The sequence below is a fragment of the Ramlibacter albus genome (assembly GCF_014297445.1).
Lineage (GTDB): Bacteria > Pseudomonadota > Gammaproteobacteria > Burkholderiales > Burkholderiaceae_C > Ramlibacter > Ramlibacter albus.
The window spans coordinates 115575-134363 of sequence record NZ_JACORU010000009.1; the positions used below are offsets into that span (position 1 = coordinate 115575).

Sequence of the window (18789 nt, forward strand, 5' to 3'; positions counted from 1 at the left end):
GCGCTGCAGCGGGACGGCAGCCGTGACTATGATCGGCCGGATGACCCGACCCACCCGCGGCGCCGATGTACTGGCCGCAAGCCTTCGCAACGCAGGCGTCACGCGCGTCTTCGCGCTCTCCGGCAACCACGTCATGTCGCTCTTCGACGCCCTGCAGGACGTCGGCATCGCCATCGTCCATACGCGGCACGAAGCGGCGGCCGTGCACATGGCCGAAGGCTGGGCGCGCGTGAGCGGGCAGCCGGGCATCGCACTCGTCACCGGCGGGCCGGGGCACGCGAACGCGGTGGGTGCGCTCTACACCGCGCTGATGGCCGAGTCGCCCGTGGTGCTGCTGTCGGGGCATGCACCGCTGCGCGAGCTGGGGCGTGGTGCATTCCAGGAGATGGCGCAGGCCGAGATGGCGGCACCCGTGGTGAAGCGCGCGTTCACGAGCGAGCGTGCGGATGCGCTCGGGCGCGACTTCGCGGCGGCGGTGCGCACGGCGATGACGTGGCCGCGTGGCCCGGTCAACCTGAACCTGCCGTCGGACCTGCTGGAAGAAGACTGCGCAGCCGATGCGGCGGCCGGCGCCAGGGAATTCGCTGTGAGGCCCAAGCCGCTCGACGGGCAGCTGCAATCCGCCTTTGCGCAGCGGCTTGCAGCGGCGAAGCGTCCGCTCGTGCTGGCGGGTGCGGGCTTCGCCACGCGTGCGGGCCGCGCCGTGGCTCGCCGCTTCGAGCAAGCCACGGGCGTGCCCGTGCTCGTGATGAACAGCCCGCGTGGCCTGGCCGACCCGGCCCTCGGCTCACTGCGCGAAGTGGTAGCGCAGGCGGATTGCATCCTGCTTGCGGGCAAGCGTCTCGATTTCACGCTGGACTTCGGGCGCGCGTTTGCTTCGGGCTGCGAAGTGCTGGCGTTCGACGCGGATGCGCCCGCGGCGCTCGACGCGATCGCAGTTGGCTTGCGCACGTCGGCATCGCAGTGGCAACGCGAAGTGCACGATGCAACCACTTACCGGCCCGCGGCATGGGACGCGGCAACCTCATCACTGCCCGGCCGCCTGCATCCCGTGCAGGCCTTGCGGCCGCTGCAGTCGATCCTCGACTCGCATCCGGATTCCGTGCTCGTCATCGACGGCGGCGAGTTCGGCCAGTGGGCCCAGGCGTGCCTGCACGCACCGCACCTGCTCGTGAACGGCGTCGCCGGCTCCATCGGGTCCGCGTTGCCGATGGCGATCGGCGCGCGTTGCGCGCAACCCGGTGCACCGGTCGTTGCGATCATGGGCGACGGCACCTTCGGCTTCCACATGGCCGAGTACGACACCGCCGTCACCAACGCCCTGCCCTTCGCGGCCGTCGTCGGCGTGGACGGCCGCTGGAACGCGGAATTCCAGATCCAGTTGCGCCAGTACGGCGCGGCTCGTGCCAAGGGTTGCGAGATGCGGCCCTTGCGGTACGACCTCATTGCCGCGGCGATGGGTGCGCATGGCGAGCACGTCACCGCGCCGCCAGAGCTGTTGCCGGCTGTGCAGCGGGCGCTGGCGAGCGGGCAACCTGCTTGCGTGAACGTGGCCATCGAAGGCGTGGCCGCGCCGCGCGTGGCGCGCTGACCCATGTTCGACTGGTCCATCCTCTTTCTCGCCGAGCCGACTTTCGTCGCGGCGTACACCGTCTTCGGCATGGTCGGCTTCGGTGCCACGCTCGTCGCCGCGCCGGTGCTCGCGCATGTGCTGCCTGTCTCCACGCTCATCCCGGCGCAGTCGCTGCTGGACTTTGCGGCAGCATCCTCCAATGGCCTGAGACTCGGGGCGCACCTGGACAAGCGCGAGCTCAAGCGCCTGCTGCCGCCGATCGTGATCGGCTGCGTCATCGGCGCTTACGCGCTGCTCGCGGTCCCGGTCAGGACGATGATGCTGCTGCTCGGCATCTTCGTCGTCGGGTATGCGCTCAATGGGTTGCGGCCCAAGCCGGAGCGCCCGCCCATCTCGTCGCGCTGGGCATGGTGGTACGGCGCCACGGGCGGCGTGCTCAGCGCGATGTTCGGCGCGGGCGGCTGGGTGTACTCCATCTACCTGGCCCGCCGGCTGGAAGACCCGCAGGCGATCCGTGCGACACAGGTCGCCGTGCTCACGGCCACGTCGTTCATCCGCGTCTCGCTGTTCGCGATTGCCGGCCGCTACTTCGACCTCAACCTGCTGCTGCTTTCGCTGTGCCTCGCGCCCGCGATGCTGCTCGGGCTGTGGATGGGCAACCGCATCACGCTGGGCATGGACAAGAAGCGGTTCATGCAGGTGCTGTATGTCGTGCTGCTGCTGACGGGCGTGAGCCTCGTGGCGAGGACGCTCGCGTCGTGATCGGGCTTCACGCCCGCACCGCCACCCACAGCAACGAAGCCCCCGAGCAAACCATCAGGGTGTCGATCAGCGACCGGTACGCTGCAGCCGACAGCTTCAGCACCACGAACTTGCCGATGAACGAGCCGGCCATCAGCGTCGCGCCGACACCGATGCCGCGCGCGGCCACTTCCCACGTCAACGCGCCGAACGCCTGGAAGGTACCGACCTTGGCAACGTACATGCCGATGGAAGACGCAGCTTCAGTGCCAAGAAATGCACCGCGCTCCAGGCCGTAGAAGGTGAAGAGCGGCACCGTGAGCGGGCCGGTCGAAGCAACCACGCCGGTCAGCACGCCCAGAGGCGCGCCAAGCAGCATCAGGTGCGTCACGGTGATGCGGAACTCGCGCCGAGCCAGCCAGCGCCGCACCGGGATGAGGGAGAGAAAGAAGAGGCCGAGTGCAGTTTCCGCGACGCCGGGTGGGATCGTGAGCAGCAGCCGTGCGCCGAGCATCGCGCCCGGCACGGCCGTCACGCAGAACGCGCCGCACGCGCGCCAGTCGATTTCGCGGCGCCACGCGAGCACGCGGCCGAGGTTGCCCATGATGGCGGCGATCGCCATGATCGGGATCGCCTGCCGCGGCCCGAACAGGACCACGAGAATCGGCATCATCACCAGCGACGAGCCGGTGCCGACGATGCCGCCCAGCGTGCCCGCGAACAAACCGAAGGCAAGCAGCAGGGCGTAGTCCATCGCGCCGAGTCTAGATCACCTTGCGTTCGCGCAAATCCGCCAGCTGCGACTCGGTGAGACCCAACGCGCCGTAGACCTCGACGTTGTCCTGGCCGGTGTCCGGGCCCACACAGGGCACCGGCGCCACACGCCCGGTGAAGCGCGGCACCGCGGCGGGCGCAGGGATAGCGCCGAGCTTCGGGTCCTGCAGCTCGATCATCGTGCCGCGCGCGCGGAAATGCGGGTCGCTCAGCACGTCCTCGATGGAATAGACCTTGGTGAAAGGCACTTCCTCGCGGTCGAGCTTCGCGGAGATCTCTTCGAGCGACAGGCTCGCACACCACGCGGCCACCGTCTCGTCCAGTTCAACGAGGTTGGCGGTGCGCTGGACGTTGGTCGAGAAGCGCTCGTCGGTCGCGAGCTCTTCGCGGCCCATCGCGCGGCACAGGCGCGCGAAGATCGCATCGGACGAACCCACGAGCGTGATCCAGGCGCCGTCGCGCGTCTTGTAGACGTTGGACGGCGCCGTGTACCCGGCGCGCGAGCCCGTGCGGCTGCGCACCAGGCCGCCGATGCGGTGCTCCGCGGCCAGCGGGTCCAGCAGGCGGATCATCGCTTCGGTGGCGGAAAGGTCGATCTCCACGCCGCGCTGCTCTTCGCGCGGCATCGCGTTGCGCTCCACCAGTGCTGTCGCAATGGAGAACGCGCCATAGAGCGCGGACACCGCGTCACCCAGCGGGAAGTTCATGTGCTGTGGCGGCCCGTCCGCCTCACCCGTGAGGTGCGTGAAGCCGCTCATGGCCTCGAAGATGCGCGCGAAGCCCGGTCGGCGCGCATACGGGCCGGTCTGGCCGAAGCCGGTGAGGCGCAGCACGATCAGCCGCGGGTTGCGCGCGTGCAGCGTCGCGAGGTCCAGCCCCCACTGGTCGAGCGTGCCGGTGCGGAAGTTCTCCACGAGCACGTCGAAGTCTTCGATGAGCTGCAGGAACAGCGCCTTGCCCTCGGGCTTGCGCACGTCCAGCGAGATGCCCTTCTTGCCGCGGTTCGCCGTCTTCCAGAAGAGCGCGTGGCCCTCGTGGACCGGCGCCAGGCCGCGCAGCGTGTCGTTGCCCTGCGGCAGCTCCAGCTTCACCACCTCCGCGCCCATGTCGCCGCACAACGTGGCCGCGAACGGCGCGGCCAGCACGGTGGCCATGTCGAGGATGCGCACGCCGCGCAGCGGGTAGCCCTGTGTTTCCATGGCGATCAGTTCGTCGTCTTCAGGTCGACCGTCCTGAGCACGGCATCCCACGCGCGGCGGTCGGTCTTGATGCGCTCGTCGAAAGCGGCGGGGCTCGGGCTGAGCGGCGCGGCGCCCAGCCTGGCGAGCTTCTCCTTCGTCGCGGGAGAGTTCATCACCTTGGTGAGCGCCGCGTTCAGCGTGGCCACCACGTCCTTGGGCGTGTTCTTCGGCACCATCAGGCCCATCCACAAGCCGGTGTCGAGGCCGGGGACGCTCAGCTCGGAGAACGTCGGCACGTCGGGCACGGCGGGCGAACGCGTCTTGCCGGTCTGCGCGAGGATGCGAATGTTGCCGCTGTTCATGTACGGCAGCGTGCCGCCGAGGTTGTTGCACATCACCGGGATGTGGCCGGCCATCAGGTCGTTCACCGCGGGCGCGTTGCCCTTGTACGGCACGTGCTGCAGCTTGATCTTCTGCTGGTGGTTGACCATCTCGCAGACGAGGTGCGACGGCGTGGCGACACCGGCGGAGCCGAACGAGAGCGAACCGGGCTTGGCCTTGTCGGCGGCGACGAGGTCGGCCAGCGTCTTGTACGGCGTCTTCGCGTTGACGGCGAGGACGTTCGGCAGGTCCGCGACCAGGCCCACCGGCACGAAGTCGTCGATCGGGTGGAAGCGCAGGTCCTTGTGCGCGTACGGCAGGAACACGTTGGTGAGGCCCGCCATCAGGATCGTGTAGCCGTCGGCCGGGGCCTTGGCGACGAACTCGCTGCCGATCAGGCTGCCGGCACCGGCCTTGTTCTCGACGACGACCTGCTGGCCAAGGGCGGCACCCAGGTCCACGGCGACGGCGCGCGTGACAAGGTCCGTGCTGCCCGCGGCCGGGAACGGCACGATGATCTTGATCGGCTGGTCCGGGAAGGCAGCCAAGGCCACGGAAGTGGCGGATGCGATGGCGAGCGCAACGGCGGCGCGGCGGAAGTGGCGAGCGAGTGTCATTGTGTAGCTCCTTGGGAAGACTTGAGGAAGCGGCGGCCGAGCGTGGCGCGATGCAGCTCGGAGGCGCCGTCGTAAATGCGGAAAGGGCGCAGTTCGCGCAGGATCAGTGCGACAGGCGCGTCCTCGGACATGCCGAGCGCGCCCATCAGCTGCGCGGCGCGGTCGGCGACGCGGTTGAGCGCTTCGGACACGAAGACCTTGGCCATCGCCGACTCGGTTTTCACCGGCTGGCCTGCGTCCATCTTCGCGGCGCAGTCGAGCGTCATGAGGCGGCTGGCATGCAGGTCGATGTGGCAGTCGGCCACCATGGCCTGCACCTGTTGCAGGTCGGCGAGGCGGTCGCCGAAGGACTGGCGTTCGTTGACGTAGGCCTGCGCGAGTTCGAGCGCGCGGCGCGCGCGGCCCATGAGGCGCATGCAGTGCGACAGGCGCGCGGGCTCCAGGCGCTGCTGTGCGTACACGAAGCCCTGGCCCACTTCGCCGAGCACGGCATCGGCCGCGACGCGGCAGTTCTCGAACACGATCTCGCCGTGGCCGCCGATGGCAAAGGGATCGATGGCCTTGATGTTGCGCACGAGCCGGAAGCCCGGGTTGTCCGTGTGCACGATGAACTGCGTGGGTCCCTCGTCCGTCTGCGCCAGCACGATGCCGAACGTGGCGCCCACCGCGCCGGTGATGAACCACTTGTGGCCGTCGATCACCCAACCGTCGCCTTCGCGGCGCGCGGTTGTGCGCAGCATCGACGGGTCGGAGCCGGCGCCTGGCGCGGGTTCGGTCATCGCGAAGCAGGAGCGGATCCGGCCGGCGGCCAGCGGCTGCAGGTAAGCGCGCTGCTGCGCGGGCGTGCCCTGGCGAAGCAGGCTGATCATGTTGGGCTGATCCGGCGCGGCGCAGTTCATCGCACCGGGGCCGAGGTAGCTGCGGCCTGCCTCTTCCAGCACGCTCGCACGCTCCACCCACGTGAGGCCGAGGCCGCCGTGCTCCACCGGCAGTTGCGGCAGGTACAGGCCCATGTCGCGCGCGATGGGGCGCAGCTCGCCGAGCACGCGATCCAGTGCCGCCGGGTCGTGCACGTGCGCTGCGTCCTCGCGCGGGATGCAGTGCTGCAGGACGAATTCGCGCACGCGCGCGATGTCGACCTGGGTCATGACGCACCCTTGCCGCGCAGCACCAGCTTGGCGATGTTCAACTGGTGGATCTGGCTGGTGCCCTCGTACAGGCGGAACAGGCGCACGTCGCGGTAATAGCGCTCGATGGGGCTGAAGTCGGCGACGTAGCCCGAGCCGCCGAACATCTGCACGGCGCGGTCCGCCACGCGGCCGCACATCTCGGAGGCGAAGAACTTGCACATGGACGCGGCCAGCGCGACGTCTTCGCCGCGGTCGCGCGCGCGCGCCGCTTCGAGGATCATCGATCGCGCCGCGTAGATCTCGGTCTGGCTGTCCGCCACCATCGCCTGCAGCAGCTGGAAGTTGCCCACTGGCTGGCCGAACTGCGTGCGCTTCTGCGTGTGGTCGATGGCGAGGTCCAGCATGCGGATGGCGGGACCGGTGCACAGCGCGGCCAGGTGCATGCGCTGCTTGTTCAGCACCTTCATCACGGTCTGGAAGCCCACGCCTTCCTTGCCGCCGATCAGGTTGGCGGCGCTCACGCGGCAGTTCTCGAAGTACACGTCCGACACGGGCGAGCCCGCCTGCCCCATCTTGCGGTACGCATCGCCGGCACGCACGCCGGGCGTGGTGCGCTCGACGATGAAGGCCGACAGGCCCGTGTTGCCGCGCGTGCCTTCCTCCGTGCGCGCGATCACGGTGTAGAGGTCGGCGAGCGGTGCGTTGGTGATGAAGCGCTTGGTGCCGTTGAGGATGTAGTGGTCGCCCTCGCGCCGTGCCGTGGTCTGCACGTTGGTGGCTTCGGAGCCGGCATCGGGCTCGGTCAGTGCGAGCGCACCGGTGAATTCGCCCCTCGCCATGCGCGGCAGCCAGCGCTGCTTCTGCTCTTCGGTGCCGTCGGCGACGAGCGCCTCGGAGCCGATGCCGGTATTGGTGCCGACGCGAGCGCGCAGCGCCACGGATGCCTGCGACAACTCCATCGCGCACAGCACGAGCTCTTCGGTGGTGAGCCCGAGGCCGCCGTATTGCTCCGGAATGCTCCAGCCGAAGTAGCCCTTGCGGCGCAGCTCGTCGACCACCTCTTCGGGAATGACGCCTTCGCGGTCGATGCGGTCTTCCAGCGGGTGCCAGCGCTCGCGCACGAAGGCGCGGATGTCGGCAAGGAGTGCGTCGAGTCGGGCTGTGTCGCGGATCATGGGGCGGACTGTAGGCGCCGGGTGCCGCGATGTCGAACACGCGTTTCAAATATTGAAACGACGATGCGCAACAATCAGGGCTCGCCACCACAATCGGCCCCCATGCGACAAGCGCGCCCAGTTCACCAGCTCAAGGACCAGGACGACCTGCGCAAGGTGCGCGAGGACGACCCCAACTTCTCGGGCACATTGGCGAAGGGTTTGATGATCCTGCAGAGCTTCGTCACGGACCCGCGCGCGCACGCCAACAGCGAGTTCGCGCAGCGGCTGGGCCTGCCGAGGCCGACCGTTTCGCGCCTTTGCCGCAGCCTGCAGGCGCTGGGCTTCCTCGACCATGACGACCGGCTGGACCGCTACTTCATCGGTCCCGCTGCCGTCACGCTCGGCTATCCCTACGTCATCAACACGCCGCTGCTGCCCCAGTTGCGCTCCGCGATGCAGCAGCTGGCCGACCGGTTCGAAGGCGCGGTGTCGGTGGGCGTGACGATGGAGCTCGACGTGGTCTACGTCGAAACCTGCGCGCACGAACACGGCACGCTCAAGCGCCCCGGCGTCGGCGCGGTGCGCGGCATCGTCGAAACGGCGATGGGCCGCGCGTGGCTCGCGCAGCTCACGGCCACGGAGCGCAACCAGTTCCTCGCGCGGGCGCGCAAGGAACGGCCCGACGAATACGAGCGCAGCACCGAGGGCCTGAAGGACAGCCTCGCCAACTACGCGAAGCGCGGCTTCTCCATCAACATGGGTGACGCAGGCTTGGGCGTGCTCGCGGTGGGCGTCGCGTCGAGCATCCGCTACGGGCCGCGCAAGCTGCTCTTCAATTGCGCCGTGCCGGGGTATCGCTCGAAGCCCAATGACCTGGTCAAGACGATCGGCCCGGCGCTCGTGCAGCTGGTAAACCTCGCGGACCGGCAGGTGGGTTTGCGCTGAAGCCGCTCAGTCGCCCAGCAAGTGGCGCAGCTTGATGAAGGCGAGTGCCGCCATCACGGCGTCGCCCAAGGCGTCGTGCAGGGACTCGAGCGGCAGCTGCAGCTCGCGCATCATCGTCGCGAAGCGCAGGTCGATCTGTGCCGGCTCCTGGTACGGGGGCAGCTGCCGCCGCTTCCAGTCGTAGAACATCGCGGAGACGTCGATCTTCGGCTGCGGCAGGCCCACGCCCAGCCGCGGGAAGATCGCTCGGTCGATCATCGCGACGTCGAACTCGAGGTAGTAGCCCACGAGCGGGCGGCTGCCGATGAAGCGCATGAGCTGCATCGTCGCCTCGTCGGGGTCGCAACCCTCGCGCACGTCGCGCTCGCGCAGCCCGTGCACGCGCACGCTGTCGGCGGAGATGCGGCGGCTCGGGCGCACCAACAATTCCAGCCGCTCGCTTGTGAGGATGCGGTCGCCCCGGATGCGCACGGCGCCGATGGAAATGATCTCGTCGCGGTGCACGCTCAGGCCCGTCGTCTCGCAGTCGAGCGACACCCATTCGCCTGCGGGCGGCGCGTCCCACATGAAGCGGAAGCGCTCGTCGCCCAGGTGGTACAGCAGCCACTCGCGCTTGAGGGCGCCCAGCCAGTGGGCCGGCGACAGCGCGCTCACATCAGGTCCAGCCGGTAGCGGTGGCGCAGCATGGCCTTGAAGCGCTTCACCACCGCGAGGGCGTCCTTGAGCAGGTCGCGCTCCAGCGCCGTGAGCGCGTCGAGGTGCACGACGCGGCCGTTGCCCGTGCCCTGCCCCTGCAGGCCGGCCTGCAGCTTCAGGCCCATGAGGAAGTGCAGCGTGGTCACCAGTTCATCGGCGGTCGTTGCCGGCAACCGGCCCGCGTCGCGCAGCGCCTCGATGCGCTCGACGGTGTTGGTGACGCGCAGCCGCGCCTCCAGCGCCATGCTGCGCACGCCGTGCACCAGCGGGAAGATGCCGGCCTTCTTCAAATCGAGCGTGGCCTTGCCCGCATCGCCCAGCGCGAGCAGCCGCGTCCACCAGCCGCCCTCGTGCTCGAACGCATCGATGGCCGCGGCAAAGCGCGCCATCAGCGCGTCGTTGTCGTTGAGCAGCTGGTCCACTTCGCCCCGCACCTGCTCGAGCAGGCTGGCGTCACCGGCAACGGCGCGTGCATCGATGAAGATCGCCAGCGCCATCAGGCTGTCCGCATCGGGCATCAGCAGCCAGCGCCGCACCGTCTCGCCGAACGCCCGCGCCGGCTGGCGCCAGGCCGCGTTGCTCACCATGATGCCGCCCGGGCACTCCGGATAGCCGAACGATGCGAGGGCCTCGGAGAAGCGGCGGCAGATCGCATCGAGCTCCGCCGGCGCTTCGTAGCCGTCGCGCAGCACGAGGCCGTTGTCCTGGTCGGTCTTGAGCAGCTGTTCGTCGCGGCCCTCGCTGCCCATCACGAAGAGGCAGCTGTTGGCCACGAGCTCCGCCGGCGCGATGAGCTGCCACGCCCGCTCGAACAGCTTGGCGTTCAGCTCGCCGACCAGCCGCGCGATCGCGCCCACCTTGGCGCCACCGCGCCAGAGCAGCTCGATCAGGCGCGTGACTTCTCCCGCGGCGCGAGCCAGTGCCGCCACGTCCCGCGCCTGCACGATCTGCACCGAGATCAGGTAGGAGTGGTTCGACAGGAAGCTCAGGAGGTCGAGCTGTTCGAGGAAGCCGAGCACCCGCTCGCCCTCCACAACGACGAGCCGGTGCACCTCGTGGCGGATCATCAGCGCGAGCGCGTCGACCAGCGTGTCCTGCGGCGTCACCGTCACGAGCTCGAAGGTGGAGAAGTCGCGCACCGGCAGCGCATCGAGCGGCGAGCCATGCAGCACGGCGCGCTGCAGGCCGGTGGTGGTGAACACGCCCGTTTGCGGCGGCTGCATGCGTGTGTCTCGCACCAGCACGTTGCCCGTGTGGTTCTGCTGGAACACCCGGACCACCGACACCACGTCGTCGTCGGCGTCCACCGTGAGCGCGGGGCGCAGGTACGCCTCGCCCACTCGGCCGAGCGCCATCGCCTGGCGCTGCTGCATGCCGGCGCGCTCCGAGATCGCGCCGAGCTTCCGCGTGAGGTCGGCAAACAGCAACGCACCGAAAGTGGCGTTGCTCGAGATGAGCTCGGTCACGGCCTCGCGCGCCACGAGATGCGCGAGCACCTCCTCCTGCGCCACGAAACGGCTGGCGGCCTTACCCGCCACGAGCGCACGGCCGTCGAAGCAGTCGTCGGGGCCGTACGCGGCGACCATCTCGTCGCTTTCGAACTGCTGCACGCGGCCCTTGATGACGACGAAGAGGTGGGCGGGCTCGTCGCCTGGCGCGAGCAGCGTCGCACCTTCGCGCCAATAGCCGATGTCCACGTGGTCGCGCACCAGCCGCTGCTCGCCCTGCGAGAGGCAGTCGAAGGGCGAGACGGAGAAATCGAAGGACGCAGTCACGGCGCCGATGATGCGGGTGCATCCCCCGCGGGATTTGCGCTGGCTCAATGTTGCAGCACGTGCCGCGAGGCCGCCGCACACGAGGGTCAGATTCGCGTCAGTGCCGGGTCAGTGATCGGTCAGCGTCGCCCAAGACACTGCGCGCCATCCCGAAATAGCCAAGGACCCACCATGAGCGTCGACGACGTGACAGCGCGCATTCAGGCCAACCCCCGCTACCAGGAACTTCGCCGCAAGCGCAGCCGCTTCGGCTGGGCGCTCACGTTCGCGATGCTGGTGGTGTATTACGGCTACATCTCGCTGATCGCCTTCAACAAGCCTTTCCTGTCGCAGCCCGTGGACACGGGCGTGACCACCATCGGCGTGCCGCTCGGCATGGGCGTGATCGTGTTCACGATCCTCGTCACCGGCATCTACGTTCGCCGCGCCAACAAGGAGTTCGACGCGCTCACGCGCGCCATCCTCGAGCAGGAAGTGAAGCAATGAACCGCATGCAACGCACCCTCGCCGCCTGCGCGGCCCTCGCGCTGCCGCTGGCCGCCTTCGCCGCGGGCGACGGCCCCGGACAGGCCGCCAAGCAGACCACCAACTGGACGGCGATCACGATGTTCGCCGTGTTCGTGCTGGCCACCTTGTGGATCACGAAGTGGGCCGCCGCGCGCACGCGTTCCGCCGCCGACTTCTACACCGCGGGCGGCGGCATCACCGGCTTCCAGAACGGCCTCGCGATCGCCGGCGACTACATGTCGGCGGCTTCCTTCCTCGGCATCTCCGCGGCCGTGATGGCCACCGGCTACGACGGCCTGATCTACTCCATCGGCTTCCTCGTCGGCTGGCCCGTCATCACCTTCCTGATGGCCGAGCGCCTGCGCAACCTCGGCAAGTTCACGTTTGCCGACGTGGCGGGCTACCGCTTCAAGCAGACGCCGATCCGCGCGTTCGCGGCCTCGGGCACGCTGGTCGTGGTGGCCTTCTACCTGATCGCGCAGATGGTCGGCGCCGGCCAGCTGATCAAGCTGCTGTTCGGCCTGGACTACTGGATCGCCGTGGTGCTGGTGGGCGCGCTGATGATGATCTACGTGCTGTTCGGCGGCATGACCGCCACGACGTGGGTGCAGATCATCAAGGCGGTGCTGCTCCTCGCGGGCGTGAGCTTCATGGCGTTCATGGTGCTGGCGCAGTACGGCTTCAGCCCCGAGGCGCTTTTCGCCAAGGGCGTGGAAGTGAAGAACGCCATCGCGCGCAACGCCGGCAAGTCGCCCGAAGAGGCCGCGAAGATCGGCCTGTCGATCATGCAGCCCGGTGGCTTCGTGAAAGACCCGATCTCGGCCATCAGCTTCGGCATGGCGCTCATGTTCGGCACCGCGGGCCTGCCGCACATCCTGATGCGCTTCTTCACGGTGCCGGATGCGAAGGAAGCGCGCAAGTCCGTCTTCTGGGCGACGACGTGGATCGGCTACTTCTACGTGCTGATCTTCATCATCGGCTTCGGCGCGATCACGCTGGTGCTGACGAACCCCGAGTTCGCCGACGTCGCCAAGGGCATCATCAAGGGCGGCGCGGGCACCTCCAACATGGCCGCGGTGCTCGTGGCCAAGAGCGTGGGCGGCGACGTGTTCTTCGGCTTCATCTCCGCGGTGGCGTTCGCGACAATCCTCGCCGTGGTGGCCGGCCTCACGCTCTCGGGCGCATCCGCTGTGTCGCACGACCTGTATGCGACGGTCTGGAAGAAGGGCAAGGCCGACAGCGTGTCCGAGCTCAAGGTGTCGCGCATCACGACGCTCGCCCTTGGCCTCGTGGCCGTGGCGCTGGGTGTCGCGTTCGAGAAGCAGAACATCGCCTTCATGGTGTCGCTCGCCTTCGCCATCGCGGCGTCCGCGAACTTCCCGGTGCTGTTCATGTCGGTGCTGTGGAAGGACTGCACGACCAAGGGCGCCGTGATCGGCGGCTTCCTCGGCCTGGTGTCCTCCGTCGCGCTGACCGTGGTGTCGCCCTCGGTGTGGGAAGTGACGCTCGGCAACCCGAAGGGCAGCGCGTGGTTCCCGTACACGTCGCCCGCGCTCTTCTCGATGACGATCGGCTTCGTGGGGATCTGGCTGTTCTCGCTGCTCGACCGCAGCGAGCAGGCGGCGCGCGAGCGGCGTGCCTTCGCGGCGCAGCAGGTGCGGTCGGAGACCGGGCTCGGCGCCGCGGGTGCGTCGGGGCACTGACCCCGCGCGGCTGCGCTACAAGCCGACACCGCCCGACACCTTGTCGCGGGAGCATCGGCCCCTCCTGCATGTCCAACAGGCATCCGCCCCTGTGGGCATGCAAGGAGTTGACGAATGAAACCGCTCTATGTGTTGGCACCGCTGGGCCTGGCCGCCCTGCTCGCCGGCTGCAGCACCACCACCTACACACCCGTTGCGGTGTCGCCCGCCTATGTCGTGCCGGCGTCCCCGACCATCGTGATGGGCGCGGGCCCGGCGTGGCTCGACTCGGACGGCGACGGCGTGCCGAACCACCTGGACGCGCGCCCGTACGACTCGCGCTTCCGCTGACCGCTACGGGTGCGGCCCCGGCCGCGACTCGATCAGCCCCAGCGCGAGCAGGCTCTCGATGGCGCGGCTCAGGGGCCCGTGCGGCATGAATTGCCGCAGCTGCGTCTCGGCCACGCCGTGGCCGGACGACTGCAGCAGCTCGAGCAGGTCGACGATGTGCCGCGTGCGCTCGTTGCAGTGCTCCCAGGCGGCCACCGCCTTGCCGGCGGAGGTGATCCGGTAGCAGTTGACGTCGGACATACAGCCTCCGCGCGCATCACTTGAGGAACTTCAGCGCGCTGGACACCACCGTGAGCTCGACGAAGGTGGATGCGCTGCGCGTCTCGGCGCTGAACGCCAGGGGGAAGCCGCCCAGGTTCAGCGGCGGCATCTTCTCCAGCGCGGCCTCGATCACGCCGGGGCCGACGTCGCGCGCCTTCGCCCGCTTGAGCGCCTCCGTCAGCCAGCGCGCGGCCACGTAGCCTTCCATGCTCGCGAAGTCGGGCGCGATCTTGCGCTCGCTGCAGAACGCGAGGAACTCGCGCGAGATCGCCGTGCCGCCGTTCCACGGGAAGGGCACGACCTGCGCGACGGAGATGCCGACGGCCAGCGGCCCCAGCTGTTCGACCAGTGCCTGGCCACCCACCGTGGACACCGTGTAGAAGGTGCCGCCGAAGCCCGCCTTGCGCGCGGCCCGCACGAACGCGGCGCTTGCGCTCGTGTTCGCGGCCAGCACGATCGCATGCGGGTTGCCGCCCACGAGTGCCGGCACGGCCGCGGTCACGTCGGCGCTACCGCGCGACACGCTGGCGCTCACGTTGCTTTCCAGCTTGGCCACTTCGGCGGCTTGCGCGAACGAGTCGCGAATTTCCCAGCCGGCCGACTCGTACTCGAACAGCAGGCCGATGCGGCTCATGCCGATGGAGCTGGTGTGGCGCACGATCTGGCGGATCTCGTCGCGATGCCCGGCGCGCAGCAGGTAGACATTGGCGTTTCCCTTCTGCCGCAGCACGTCCATGCCGCTCACCGGCGCGATGAACGGGACGTTCTCCGCCTGCGCGGCCTGCATGCCTTCGCGGTTGGCGCCGGGCCCCGCGAAGCCGAAGAAGGCCTGCGCGCCGTGCGAGCTGGTGAGCAGCTTGGCGTTGGTGGTGGCGCGCTCCACCACGCCGCCGTCGTCGAGCGTGATGAGCTCGATCTTCAGGCCGCCCTCGGCATTGCTCTGTTCGAACCAGCCGTTCGCCGCGTCGCGGAACTGGCGGCCGACGGCGCCGTTCGGTCCGCTCAGCGCGGTGGATTGCCCGAGCTTGAGGATTCCCGGCGCACCGGGTCTCTTCACGGGGGCGGCGAACAAGGCGCCGGGCAAAGCGAAGCCACAGGCGCAGGCGAGCGCCTTCCTACGGTCCAACATGGGTGTCTCCTCGGGCTGGGGTCCTACCAGCGAAGTGCCGCCGTATGGACGGGCGCGTCCCACAGCGATTTCATCTCCCCGTCGAATTGCGTGACAGTCAGGGACGCGCCGGCCATCTCCAGCGCCGTCGTGTAGTTACCCACCAGCGAGCGGCCGATGCGGATGCCTTCGCGCTCCAGCACCTTCTGCGCGCAGTGGTACAGCAAATAGAGCTCCACCAGCGGCGTGCCGCCGAAGCCGTTGACGTGCAGCAGCACCTCGCTGCCGCGCTCGGGCTTCAGGTCGGCCAGGATGGCGGCGAGCAGGTCGTCCACCAGCTCGCGGGCCGGCTTCATCGGGCCGCGCCTGCGGCCGGGCTCGCCGTGGATGCCGACGCCGAACTCCATCTCGCCGTCGCCGATGTCGAAAGTGGGCCGGCCGGCCGCGGGCACGGTGCAGCTCGTGAGCGCCACGCCCATCGACGCGGTGCGGCTGTTGACGCGGTCGCCCAGCGCCTTGCATTGCTCCAGGCTCGCGCCGGCCTCGGCGGCTGCGCCGACGAGTTTCTCGACGATGAGCGTGCCGGCCACGCCGCGGCGGCCGGTGGTGTGCTGCGAGCGCTCCACCGCCACGTCGTCGTTCACGAGCACGGTGGCGCAGGGCCGGTCCATCATCTCGGCGGCCATCTGGAAATTCATCACGTCGCCGGCGTAGTTCTTCACGATGAAGAGCACGCCCTGCCCGTTGTCCACGGCTTGCGCGGCGGCGAGCATCTGGTCCGGCGTCGGCGACGTGAACACCTGGCCGGGGCAGGCCGCGTCGAGCATGCCCTTGCCGATCAGGCCGCAGTGCAGCGGCTCGTGGCCCGAGCCGCCACCCGAGATGAGCGCGACCTTCTTCTTCGCGGGCTGCTTGCGCGTGACGTAGTTCGGGTCGAGGTGCAGTTCCAGCAGGTCCGAGTGCGCGGCCTGCAGGCCCTGGAGCGCTTCGACCAGCAGCTGGTCGACGTCGTTGACGAACTTCTTCACGATGCGGCTCCTTCGGTCAGCATGTCGCAGACGGCGAACACCGCCACCTGGCTGGTCTTCGCCCCGGGGTCGATGTGGCCCAGCGCCCGCTCGCCGAGGAAATGCGCGCGCCCCTTGGTGGCGATCATGTCGCGCGTGGCGAGCATGTTGGCTTCGGCCTCCTGCTTGATCTTCATGCACAGCGACTCGCGGTCCGCGCCTTCGGCGGCCAGGCGCTGCAGCAGGCGCGACGTGGGGATCAGCACGTCGAGCATCGTCTTCTCGCCGACGTCGGCCTTGCCGCGCTTCTTGATGGCCTCCACGCCGGCCGCGAGCGCCTGCGCGAACTCGCGCGTGTCGGGCTGCTCGATGCCGGCCAGCTCGCGGCCCATCGACATGAAGAAGCTCGCGATCAGCGGGCCGGAGGCGCCGCCGATGGTCGACAGCAGCTTCATGCCGATGCGCTCGAACGCCGCGGCCGGCGGCAGCTGCGACAGCTCGGGCCGCATGGCCACGATGGCTTCGCAGCCGCGCCGCACGTTGATGAAGTGGTCGCCGTCGCCGATGGCGCGGTCCAGCGACTCGATGTGCGCCTCGTTGGCGAGGATCGCGGCCTGCACCGCTTCCACGGCGCTGACGATGTCTTGGGTGTTCATGGCTGTCTCGTGTCGTTGTGGATATCAGGCGGGCACGCGGTGGCCGGCGGTGTCGAACAGCAGCCGGTGCTCGCGCGGGAAGTGCAGGCGGATGCGCGACTGCGGTGCCGGCGCGGTGTCCTGCACCAGGCGCGCGCGCACCTCGATGCCCGCGTATTCGGCGATGACGTGGTGCTTGAGCAGCGAGGACTCGATCACGGTGCACTCGAAGCCATCGCGGCCCTGCGCGAGCTGCACGTCTTCCGGGCGCACCGCGATGCTCGTCACCGCCGCGTCGTGCTCGCCGGCAAACCACGTTGCGGGCAGCACGTTCACCTGCGGCGAGCCGAGGCGCTGCGCGACGTGCAGTGATTGCGGCTGGCCGTACACCTGCTCGGGCGTGCCCACCTGCAGGATGCGGCCGGCTTCGAGGATGGCGATGCGGTCGGCGAGCGTGGTGGCTTCCACCTGGTCGTGCGTGACGTAGACGACCGTGGCGCCGGTTTCGCGCTGCACGCGCTTGAGCTCCACGCGCAGCTCCTCGCGCAGCTTGGCGTCCAGCGACGACAGCGGCTCGTCCATCAGGTACACGCGCGGCCGGCGCACCAGCGCGCGGCCGATGGCGACGCGCTGCATTTCGCCACCGGACAGCTGCGTGGGCTTGTTGGCGAGCTTGTTCTCGATGTGCAGCGTGGCGGCCACGCGCTCGATGCGCCTGGCGATCTCGTCCTCGGCGATGCGCCGCGACGGTGCGCGCAGCGGGAAGGCCAGGTTGTCGTAGACGCTCAGGTGCGGGTACAGCGAGTACTGCTGGAACACGAACGAGCAGTCGCGCTCGGCCGGCGCCGCCGGCGTCACGTTCTGCCCGTTCATCAGCACGAGGCCGGTGTCGGGCTTCTCGAGCCCGGCGATCACGCGCAGCGTCGTCGTCTTGCCCGCGCCGCTCGGGCCGAGCAGGACGAAGAATTCGCCGTCCTTCACGTCGAGGTCGATGCCGCCGAGCGCGGCCACCGCGCCGAAGTTCTTGTGGATGCCCTGCAGGGTGATGCTAGCCATGGCGCATTCCCGGTTGGTGGGCGAGCGTGGTTTCGCTCGCCAGCAGTTTTTCGGTGCCGGCGTCGAACAGCACGACGCGGCGCGTGTCGAAGCGCAGGCCCACCTGCAGGCCCTGCTCGGGCCGGGCCGACTTGTCGGCCAGGGCTTTGAGTGCGCCGGCCTCGGTCTCCACTTCGACGACCCAGTGCGAGCCGAAGTACTCGACGTGCTTCACGCGCCCGCCGAGGCAGCCCTCGTCGCTGCCGCACAGGCGCACGTGCTCCGGCCGGATACCCAGCACCACCTGCGTTGACGTGGCATCGACCCTGGGCACGGCGATGTTGCGGCGCGCGATGCGCACGCTCGTGTCGCCGGGCACCACCGGCGCGTCGGCGCCGATGAGGTTCATCGGCGGGCGGCCGATGAAGCGCGCGACGAACAGCGTGGCCGGGAAGTTGTAGATGCCGTGCGGGTCGTCGGCCTGCAGGATCTCGCCCTTGTCCATCACCACGATGTGGTCCGCCAGCGCCATCGCCTCGTTCTGGTCGTGCGTGACGAACACGGTGGTGGTCTTCAGGCGGTCGTGCAGCTTGCGCAGCTCCACGCACATCAGCTCGCGGAACTCCGCGTCCAGCGTGCCCAGCGGCTCGTCCATCAGGAAGGCCTTGGGCTGGCGCACGATCGCGCGGCCCAGCGCCACGCGCTGGCGGTCGCCGCCCGAGAGGCCGTTGACGGAGGAGTCGAGCAGGTGGCCGATGCGCAGGATCGCGGCGGTCTCCTCCACGCGCTTGTCGATCTCGATGCGCGGCACGCCCTCGTTGCGCAGCGGGAACTCCAGGTTGCCGCGCACGCCCAGGTGCGGGTACAGCGCGAACAGCTGGAACACCATCGCGATGTCTCTTTCGCGAGGTCTGAGGTAAGTGACATCGTCGCCGTCGAGGGTGATCTGGCCGGAGGTGGGGTACTCCAGGCCGGCGATCATGCGCAGCGTGGTCGTCTTGCCGCAGCCCGAGGGGCCGAGCAGCACGACGAACTTGCCGTCTTCGAGCACGAGGCTTGAGTTCTTCACCGCGGTGAAATCGGTGAACTGCTTGTGCAGGTTTCTGATGCGGATTTCTGCCATGTTCAGATGCTCCGAACGGAGGCGTCCGTAAGCGTAGTCACGGTTTCGCCGTTCTTGTGTGCGTTGCTCTCCCCATCCCTCCCCCCGCCCTCCCCTCCCCTCCGGGGAGA

At 69.0% G+C, this 18789-nt stretch carries 19 protein-coding genes; 6 read left to right on the plus strand and 13 right to left on the minus strand.

The window, feature by feature from the left end; translation table 11 throughout:
• Positions 1-40 precede the first annotated feature (40 nt).
• Together H8R02_RS21820 and H8R02_RS21825 are read left to right on the plus strand one after the other, a co-directional pair.
• Entirely contained in the window at positions 41-1591 is a 1551-nt protein-coding gene (locus tag H8R02_RS21820) for a thiamine pyrophosphate-binding protein (protein ID WP_187083609.1), read from the plus strand.
• A gap of 3 nt (positions 1592-1594) precedes the next feature.
• A complete protein-coding gene (locus H8R02_RS21825; protein ID WP_187083610.1) occupies positions 1595-2335 on the plus strand; it encodes a sulfite exporter TauE/SafE family protein in 741 nt (246 codons plus the stop codon).
• A gap of 7 nt (positions 2336-2342) precedes the next feature.
• On the opposite strand, the gene H8R02_RS21830 is transcribed toward H8R02_RS21825, so the two are convergent.
• The 5 genes from H8R02_RS21830 to H8R02_RS21850 are packed head-to-tail and all read right to left on the minus strand — an operon-like array spanning position 2343 to position 7572.
• On the minus strand, positions 2343-3068 hold the full coding sequence (locus H8R02_RS21830; RefSeq protein ID WP_187083611.1) for a sulfite exporter TauE/SafE family protein: 726 nt from the start codon (positions 3066-3068) through the stop codon (positions 2343-2345).
• 10 nt (positions 3069-3078) lie between these two features.
• Positions 3079-4287 (minus strand): CaiB/BaiF CoA transferase family protein, encoded by a 1209-nt coding sequence (locus H8R02_RS21835; RefSeq protein ID WP_187083612.1) that lies wholly within the window; start codon positions 4285-4287, stop codon positions 3079-3081.
• Positions 4288-4292: 5 nt separating this feature from the next.
• Positions 4293-5267: a Bug family tripartite tricarboxylate transporter substrate binding protein gene (locus tag H8R02_RS21840; protein WP_187083613.1), complete on the minus strand. Its 975-nt coding sequence runs from the start codon at positions 5265-5267 to the stop codon at positions 4293-4295.
• A complete protein-coding gene (locus tag H8R02_RS21845) occupies positions 5264-6415 on the minus strand; it encodes an acyl-CoA dehydrogenase family protein (protein ID WP_187083614.1) in 1152 nt (383 codons plus the stop codon). Before H8R02_RS21845 ends, H8R02_RS21840 begins: the two co-directional genes overlap by 4 nt.
• Entirely contained in the window at positions 6412-7572 is a 1161-nt protein-coding gene (locus H8R02_RS21850; RefSeq protein ID WP_187083615.1) for an acyl-CoA dehydrogenase family protein, read from the minus strand. Before H8R02_RS21850 ends, H8R02_RS21845 begins: the two co-directional genes overlap by 4 nt.
• Positions 7573-7674: 102 nt before the next feature.
• On the opposite strand from H8R02_RS21850, the gene H8R02_RS21855 reads away from it, so the two are divergent.
• A complete protein-coding gene (locus tag H8R02_RS21855) occupies positions 7675-8499 on the plus strand; it encodes an IclR family transcriptional regulator (RefSeq protein WP_255429488.1) in 825 nt (274 codons plus the stop codon).
• Positions 8500-8505: 6 nt separating this feature from the next.
• Here H8R02_RS21855 and H8R02_RS21860 read toward each other — a convergent pair whose 3' ends face one another.
• Both H8R02_RS21860 and H8R02_RS21865 read right to left on the minus strand, forming a co-directional pair.
• Entirely contained in the window at positions 8506-9153 is a 648-nt protein-coding gene (locus tag H8R02_RS21860; protein WP_187083617.1) for a 3'-5' exonuclease, read from the minus strand.
• Positions 9150-10970: a DUF294 nucleotidyltransferase-like domain-containing protein gene (locus H8R02_RS21865; protein ID WP_187083618.1), complete on the minus strand. Its 1821-nt coding sequence runs from the start codon at positions 10968-10970 to the stop codon at positions 9150-9152. The genes H8R02_RS21860 and H8R02_RS21865 overlap by 4 nt, the downstream gene beginning before the upstream one ends.
• 171 nt (positions 10971-11141) lie before the next feature.
• Between H8R02_RS21865 and H8R02_RS21870 the strand changes: the two genes are divergently transcribed.
• The 3 genes from H8R02_RS21870 (at position 11142) to H8R02_RS21880 (ending at position 13510) form a co-directional block, all read left to right on the plus strand.
• Entirely contained in the window at positions 11142-11456 is a 315-nt protein-coding gene (locus tag H8R02_RS21870) for a DUF485 domain-containing protein (RefSeq protein WP_187083619.1), read from the plus strand.
• Positions 11453-13180, plus strand: a complete 1728-nt coding sequence (locus H8R02_RS21875; RefSeq protein ID WP_187083620.1) for a cation acetate symporter — start codon at positions 11453-11455, stop codon at positions 13178-13180. Before H8R02_RS21870 ends, H8R02_RS21875 begins: the two co-directional genes overlap by 4 nt.
• A 114-nt stretch (positions 13181-13294) precedes the next feature.
• Positions 13295-13510 carry a hypothetical protein gene (locus H8R02_RS21880; RefSeq protein ID WP_187083621.1) on the plus strand — a complete coding sequence of 72 codons (216 nt, stop codon included), beginning with the start codon at positions 13295-13297 and terminating at the stop codon, positions 13508-13510.
• 3 nt (positions 13511-13513) lie between these two features.
• On the opposite strand, the gene H8R02_RS21885 is transcribed toward H8R02_RS21880, so the two are convergent.
• From H8R02_RS21885 to H8R02_RS21910, 6 genes are read right to left on the minus strand one after another with little or no spacing between them, the layout of a single operon-like run.
• Positions 13514-13750 carry a hypothetical protein gene (locus H8R02_RS21885; RefSeq protein ID WP_187083622.1) on the minus strand — a complete coding sequence of 79 codons (237 nt, stop codon included), beginning with the start codon at positions 13748-13750 and terminating at the stop codon, positions 13514-13516.
• A gap of 16 nt (positions 13751-13766) precedes the next feature.
• Positions 13767-14900: an ABC transporter substrate-binding protein gene (locus H8R02_RS21890; RefSeq protein WP_187083623.1), complete on the minus strand. Its 1134-nt coding sequence runs from the start codon at positions 14898-14900 to the stop codon at positions 13767-13769.
• 23 nt (positions 14901-14923) lie between these two features.
• The gene (dhaK, locus tag H8R02_RS21895) at positions 14924-15907 is read right to left on the minus strand and encodes a dihydroxyacetone kinase subunit DhaK (protein WP_187083624.1); all 984 of its coding nucleotides are present in this window, start codon (positions 15905-15907) and stop codon (positions 14924-14926) included.
• Positions 15904-16542, minus strand: coding sequence for a dihydroxyacetone kinase subunit DhaL (dhaL, locus tag H8R02_RS21900; protein WP_187083625.1), 639 nt, complete (start codon positions 16540-16542; stop codon positions 15904-15906). The genes dhaK and dhaL overlap by 4 nt, the downstream gene beginning before the upstream one ends.
• A gap of 24 nt (positions 16543-16566) precedes the next feature.
• Entirely contained in the window at positions 16567-17577 is a 1011-nt protein-coding gene (locus H8R02_RS21905) for an ABC transporter ATP-binding protein (protein ID WP_187083626.1), read from the minus strand.
• A complete protein-coding gene (locus H8R02_RS21910) occupies positions 17570-18679 on the minus strand; it encodes an ABC transporter ATP-binding protein (protein WP_187083627.1) in 1110 nt (369 codons plus the stop codon). Before H8R02_RS21910 ends, H8R02_RS21905 begins: the two co-directional genes overlap by 8 nt.
• Positions 18680-18789 lie beyond the last annotated feature (110 nt).

What these genes read in the sequence shown, in the direction of transcription:
- H8R02_RS21820 (WP_187083609.1), top strand. Translation starts at nt 41, where the DNA reads ATGACCCGACCCACCCGCGGCGCCGATGTACTGGCCGCAAGCCTTCGC.
- H8R02_RS21825 (WP_187083610.1), top strand. Translation starts at nt 1,595, where the DNA reads ATGTTCGACTGGTCCATCCTCTTTCTCGCCGAGCCGACTTTCGTCGCG.
- H8R02_RS21830 (WP_187083611.1), bottom strand. Translation starts at nt 3,068, where the DNA reads ATGGACTACGCCCTGCTGCTTGCCTTCGGTTTGTTCGCGGGCACGCTG.
- H8R02_RS21835 (WP_187083612.1), bottom strand. Translation starts at nt 4,287, where the DNA reads ATGGAAACACAGGGCTACCCGCTGCGCGGCGTGCGCATCCTCGACATG.
- H8R02_RS21840 (WP_187083613.1), bottom strand. Translation starts at nt 5,267, where the DNA reads ATGACACTCGCTCGCCACTTCCGCCGCGCCGCCGTTGCGCTCGCCATC.
- H8R02_RS21845 (WP_187083614.1), bottom strand. Translation starts at nt 6,415, where the DNA reads ATGACCCAGGTCGACATCGCGCGCGTGCGCGAATTCGTCCTGCAGCAC.
- H8R02_RS21850 (WP_187083615.1), bottom strand. Translation starts at nt 7,572, where the DNA reads ATGATCCGCGACACAGCCCGACTCGACGCACTCCTTGCCGACATCCGC.
- H8R02_RS21855 (WP_255429488.1), top strand. Translation starts at nt 7,675, where the DNA reads ATGCGACAAGCGCGCCCAGTTCACCAGCTCAAGGACCAGGACGACCTG.
- H8R02_RS21870 (WP_187083619.1), top strand. Translation starts at nt 11,142, where the DNA reads ATGAGCGTCGACGACGTGACAGCGCGCATTCAGGCCAACCCCCGCTAC.
- H8R02_RS21875 (WP_187083620.1), top strand. Translation starts at nt 11,453, where the DNA reads ATGAACCGCATGCAACGCACCCTCGCCGCCTGCGCGGCCCTCGCGCTG.
- H8R02_RS21880 (WP_187083621.1), top strand. Translation starts at nt 13,295, where the DNA reads ATGAAACCGCTCTATGTGTTGGCACCGCTGGGCCTGGCCGCCCTGCTC.
- H8R02_RS21885 (WP_187083622.1), bottom strand. Translation starts at nt 13,750, where the DNA reads ATGTCCGACGTCAACTGCTACCGGATCACCTCCGCCGGCAAGGCGGTG.
- H8R02_RS21890 (WP_187083623.1), bottom strand. Translation starts at nt 14,900, where the DNA reads ATGTTGGACCGTAGGAAGGCGCTCGCCTGCGCCTGTGGCTTCGCTTTG.
- dhaL (WP_187083625.1), bottom strand. Translation starts at nt 16,542, where the DNA reads ATGAACACCCAAGACATCGTCAGCGCCGTGGAAGCGGTGCAGGCCGCG.
- H8R02_RS21905 (WP_187083626.1), bottom strand. Translation starts at nt 17,577, where the DNA reads ATGGCTAGCATCACCCTGCAGGGCATCCACAAGAACTTCGGCGCGGTG.
- H8R02_RS21910 (WP_187083627.1), bottom strand. Translation starts at nt 18,679, where the DNA reads ATGGCAGAAATCCGCATCAGAAACCTGCACAAGCAGTTCACCGATTTC.